Genomic DNA, 4,980 nt, shown 5'->3' on the forward strand with positions numbered 1-4,980 from the left:
CTAGGAGCAGATTTTTATTTTGCTACTCCTTATCATTCGTGGGAGAGGGGATTAAACGAGCAGACCAAGGGACTGTTAAGACAATTTTTCCCCAAGGGAACGAATTTTAAAATCGTTAAGCCAGAGGAGGTGGAAAGAGCCGTAAACTTAATTAACAATCGTCCTCGAAAATGTCTTGACTATCAGACCCCCAATGAGGTATTCTATAAAGGTAGATCAGATAGTGATGCAATTCAGACTTGAATCGGCCATTATAATCTTTTAGCGGGACGAGTTTGGATTTTTGTTCTCTTGGTCATTACTTTTGCTCCTTTGCTATTTTATCAACTTTTTTCTTAATTATGAAAGCTATTATCATTAATCGCTATGGCGATAGTAATGTTCTCCAATACACAGACATAGAAAAGCCAATTCCCCAAGGGAAAGAAGTCTTAATTAAGATTATGGCAGCGGGAATTAATCCGATTGATTGGAAGATTCGTCGGGGAATGCTCAAAATAGCCACAGGTAATAAATTTCCCCTGCAATTAGGTTTTGATTATGGGGGAATTATCGTTGAAAAAGGTAGTCAGGTGGAACAATTCCAGAGCGGAGATGAGGTTTTTGGTTTTCTCAATCAATTGCCTGGTAGAACCTATGCCGAATATGCAATTATTCCCGCTTCCCTGTTAGTTAAAAAACCGCATAATCAGAGTTTTATTGAAGCTGCCGCCACTCCTTTAGCTGCTTCTACCGCTTTGCAAGTCTTGCGAGATTTTGGCAATATTCAAGCAGGAAATCGGATTTTAGTTAATGGTGCATCGGGAGGAGTGGGTAGCTTTGCCGTGCAGATAGGGAAAATTTTCTCCGCGCAAGTAGATGGAGTTTGTAGTAGTAAAAATATCGATTATGTCACCTCTTTAGGAGCAGATAAAGTTATCGATTATACCCAAGAAGATTGGAGAAAAACTGAGCAGAAATATGATATAATCTTCGATGCTGTGGCTAAGTCTTCTTTTTGGCACTGTCGTCAGCTTTTAAAACCCCAAGGCACCTATATAACCACCCTCCCAAATCCCGGAATTATCCTCTTAAATTATCTCGGTGCTTGGTTGCCCCAAAAAGGGAAACTGATATTTTCTGCTCAAGCACAAGCGTCCGACTGGCAATTTCTCAAAGAAGCGATCGAATCGGGTAAATTAACTGTTAGAATCGATCGCACCTATACTTTTTCCCAGGTGGCAGCAGCTCATAATTATAGTGAATCGGAAAGAGTGCGCGGAAAAATAGTCTTGATCCCGGATTAAGGATAAATAGTTAGGGATTTTCCCGGTTTTTTGGGGAACGAGTAAATAGTTTTAAGTAGGTAGAAACAGAGAATTCCTTAATTGGAAAGGTGATAAAAGTCAAGGGATTAATAGTAATAATAATATTGCGGCTATCCCTTTGTACCGCCTTGATAATCTGTTTAGCCACCCAATCGGCGGACATAATACCCACAGGATTTAAATTACTCTTAAAAGGGCCAAGAATTAGCTTTCTCACCACACAGGGGGCATCTAAACGACGCAGGGTAATCATATCACCGATCGCTCGTTTACTGAGTTCGTAGAGGGGACTAAAGGCAGGATTAACCTCCGCTTCCGAGGTATTCACCCAGACTTCCTTGCGCGCAATTTGCTCGTTAGTGCGGACAGTTTTGAAGAATAATTCCATTAAACGCCAGACGGAAAAAGTATTCACTTCGTAGGCTAATTCGATCGCTTCTGGGGTTCTTTGGCCGTGGACATTAACGCCATGATTTAAAATCAGTATATCTACAGACTTAAATAGGTTCTCAAGTTGCGTTTCTTCACCGATTTGCCATTTTACGGTTTTTACGGGTACTGATTCGCCGTTAATTTCAAGAGCGATCGCATTCTCCCCGGAAGTGAGCGCGATCACCTTGGCTCCCTTCAGTTGTAGGTACTTTAACAGCGATCGCCCTAAGGTTCCATTCGCTCCAGTAATGGCGATCGTTTTACCCTTGAGAGAAAGTGCCGTCCCCATCAATTTATCCATAAAGGTGAAAGTGCCACAATAATAAGCCTTTTGGTTATCAAAATGGTGTCGCCAGTGGTAGGTACGATTAACGCGCCATTGAGCGGGGAAACTCTCAAATTGCCCCGGACGATGGGTTAAATCGGTTAATTCCTCCAGATTAGCGATACCTAAACCTCGACCGATCGCCGTGCTGAGAAAAGCCAAAGTATAAAGGGAGCCTAACCAACCCAACCAAGGGCGATCGAACCCCCAAGAGTAGGCCAGTAGTACGGGTAAAACACTGGCAGCCAACATAAACAAGGCCTCCGGTACATCATTGTACCAGTGCGCCCGACGATAAATTTCCTCGCTCATTACCGACAGATCGGGACGAAAAACCCGATGATGCCAGACGTGCAGACGATAAAGGGGCTGCCAATGGTGGGCTAGAGCATGATAGCAATCACGCACGATCTCCACCCAAATAATTGAGCCACAAATCAGTCCGACACAGAGGAGCAGGTTTGACATAGGGGATAAATGTTAAATTTTCTCAACGAATGTAAACAAAGCAATCTTAACCGAAAAAGCGCATTTATCGGGCAAAAAAAACCAATAGCCTGAAAACCTAGGGTTTCTTTCCCGAAAAAACTTAAGATTCTGTTAAAAATTTTAACAATTTTCGGTAAAATAAAGCAAGAAACAAGCGTCTACTGGAACAGTTACTTAACCTGAGTCGATTATGGCAGAAAATTATTGGTCGCGAGAGGATGATAACGAAGAATTAGACCCGATTGGTTCCCTCCTATCTGACTGGTCCGATCCCGAAGATGAGGAGGACGAATTTAGGAGCGAAATTTTTCAAGGCCGATCGGGACGCAGACAGAAAGCGGCTTTTAGCCTCATGGCGATCTGGACAATAATTATCGGACTTCATTGGCTGAGTTGGGGTTATTGGGCAATTATCGCCCTAACTATGGTACTATCGGGACAAGCTTTGCGGCTGCTGTTCACGAAACCAGAAACGCCCCCAATTCCTTTACTGGATCAGGATTTAACCTCTGTCCCTAGGGTGTCCCTCTTAGTAGCGGCCAAAAATGAAGAAACCGTAATCACGAAACTGGTTAATTATCTCTGTCATCTAGACTATCCCCAAGATAAGTTAGAAGTTTGGATCGTCGATGACTATAGTACCGATAACACGGGTGCGATTCTCGATCGCCTTGCTTTAGAATATCCCCAATTACAAATTCTCCATCGTCCTGCTAATGCCGGAGGTGGCAAATCCGGCGCCTTGAATCAGGTTTTATCCCTGACTAACGGGGAAATTATCGGTGTATTCGATGCGGATGCGGGATTATCCTCCGATTTACTGCGTCATGTGGTCCCGATGTTCGACGATCGAGAAGTGGGTGCGGTACAGGTGCGAAAAGCGATCGCCAATGCTGCCGAAAACTTCTGGACAAAAGGACAAGCGGTAGAAATGATCTTTGATAGCTGTTTCCAACAGCAACGGATCGCGGTGGGAGGGATCGGAGAATTGCGCGGAAATGGTCAATTTGTCCGTCGTAGTGCCTTAAATCGTTGCGGGGGTTGGAATGAACAGACGATCACCGACGATCTTGATTTAACTATTCGTCTCCATATCGATAATTGGAAAATTAATATCTTAAATTTTCCCGCAGTAGCGGAAGAAGGGGTGACAACTGCGATCGCTTTATGGCATCAGCGCAATCGCTGGGCCGAAGGTGGTTTTCAGCGTTATCTCGACTATTGGAAAGCAATTTTAAAGTCTCCCATGCCTTGGCCGAAAAAGTTTGATTTAATTGCTTTTTTGATCGTTCAATATATCTTACCTGCGGCCGCTATTCCCGATCTTTTAATCACTATTACCCAGCATCAAGCTCCGATTTTAACTCCTTTAACTGGTTTGGCTCTTTCCCTTTCTCTCTGGGGTATGGTGACAGGATTAATCCGAGTTAATACGGGTAAAAAATTCACTTTTGCTCTTGGTTTGGACATCCTTGCTCAAACCATTCGTGGCATGATTTATATGATGCACTGGTTTATTATTATTCCCAGTGTCAGCCTGCGGATGGCTTTGCGTCCTAAACGTTTAAAATGGGTGAAAACCGTTCATCTGGGTGAACATCTCAGCGCCGAAGTTTAATTTTCGAGGATAGACTCCAAAAACTTTGGCCTTATCAGGCTCGAAATCCCCTGTCAGTCAAGGTTACAGCCTTTGGAAACCCCTTTGGGAAAAATTTCCAATTTCCTTAATCATGCTTGCTGCCAATAATGTGTTAATTTAGATACAGAATTGAATTCCGTGACAGCACTGGGGTGGCGAAAAGCGCTCGCTCCAGTTTTTTTTGTGATCGGTTAGTGGAATGTCTGCGCTTGTTAATTACTTTAAGGTTAAATCCTGCAAAAATGCCATTAATTTCCGGATTTATTGATACATATCTCAATCTAAATCCAGTCGAAGAGAGACAATTTCAAGAAGAGATTAGCACATTTAGTCAACCCGTACAGGAGGGAGTTATGCAAATTACTACCAGTTGGATGCGTCAAGGTATTGAACAAGGTATTGAACAAGGTATCGAACGCGAAAAGACATTGATTCTTCGTCAACTTAAACGAAAGTTAGGGGAGATTAATCCTTCATTAGAAACTAAAATTATGGAGTTAAGTATTGATGATGTCGAAGCATTAGCAGAAGCTTTATTCGATTTCTCTACGGTTGAAGATTTAATCAATTGGTTAAATACTTTAACTGCCTAGTTTTGACGTTAGCGATCGCATATTCGCAACAAATGAGAAAACGGGTTTCTTTAGACCTCTTGCATAATTTTTTTATGGTATGATGGAGGGTTTTGCTTTTTTCTCAATTCTTAGATTGAAGTGGAAAAAAGAATAAAATGTGATCTTAGGTCAGGAAATCATCTATAATTTTGCTATGTTTATTAGCAAAATTAT

At 42.3% G+C, this 4,980-nt stretch carries 4 protein-coding genes and 1 pseudogene; 4 read left to right on the plus strand and 1 reads right to left on the minus strand.

The window, feature by feature from the left end; genetic code table 11:
- Together H6G48_RS02880 and H6G48_RS02885 are read left to right on the plus strand one after the other, a co-directional pair.
- Positions 1 to 243 (plus strand): IS30 family transposase (locus H6G48_RS02880; protein WP_190718888.1); only part of this gene is annotated, 243 nt, incomplete at its 5' end.
- Between the two features lie 98 nt (positions 244 to 341).
- Positions 342 to 1,286: an NAD(P)-dependent alcohol dehydrogenase gene (locus H6G48_RS02885; protein WP_190718892.1), complete on the plus strand. Its 945-nt coding sequence runs from the start codon at positions 342 to 344 to the stop codon at positions 1,284 to 1,286.
- Between the two features lie 10 nt (positions 1,287 to 1,296).
- Here H6G48_RS02885 and H6G48_RS02890 read toward each other — a convergent pair whose 3' ends face one another.
- The gene (locus H6G48_RS02890; protein WP_190718895.1) at positions 1,297 to 2,532 is read right to left on the minus strand and encodes a bifunctional sterol desaturase/short chain dehydrogenase; all 1,236 of its coding nucleotides are present in this window, start codon (positions 2,530 to 2,532) and stop codon (positions 1,297 to 1,299) included.
- Positions 2,533 to 2,743: 211 nt separating this feature from the next.
- Between H6G48_RS02890 and H6G48_RS02895 the strand changes: the two genes are divergently transcribed.
- Positions 2,744 to 4,171 carry a glycosyltransferase family 2 protein gene (locus tag H6G48_RS02895; RefSeq protein WP_190718898.1) on the plus strand — a complete coding sequence of 476 codons (1,428 nt, stop codon included), beginning with the start codon at positions 2,744 to 2,746 and terminating at the stop codon, positions 4,169 to 4,171.
- Positions 4,172 to 4,389: 218 nt separating this feature from the next.
- Positions 4,390 to 4,785, plus strand: a pseudogene (locus tag H6G48_RS02900) (DUF4351 domain-containing protein); the annotation flags it as partial.
- Positions 4,786 to 4,980 lie beyond the last annotated feature (195 nt).

This window comes from Microcystis flos-aquae FACHB-1344, from assembly GCF_014698375.1.
In the GTDB taxonomy this organism is placed as follows: domain Bacteria; phylum Cyanobacteriota; class Cyanobacteriia; order Cyanobacteriales; family Microcystaceae; genus Microcystis; species Microcystis aeruginosa.

What these genes read in the sequence shown, in the direction of transcription:
- H6G48_RS02895 (WP_190718898.1), top strand. Translation starts at nt 2,744, where the DNA reads ATGGCAGAAAATTATTGGTCGCGAGAGGATGATAACGAAGAATTAGAC.
- H6G48_RS02890 (WP_190718895.1), bottom strand. Translation starts at nt 2,532, where the DNA reads ATGTCAAACCTGCTCCTCTGTGTCGGACTGATTTGTGGCTCAATTATT.
- H6G48_RS02885 (WP_190718892.1), top strand. Translation starts at nt 342, where the DNA reads ATGAAAGCTATTATCATTAATCGCTATGGCGATAGTAATGTTCTCCAA.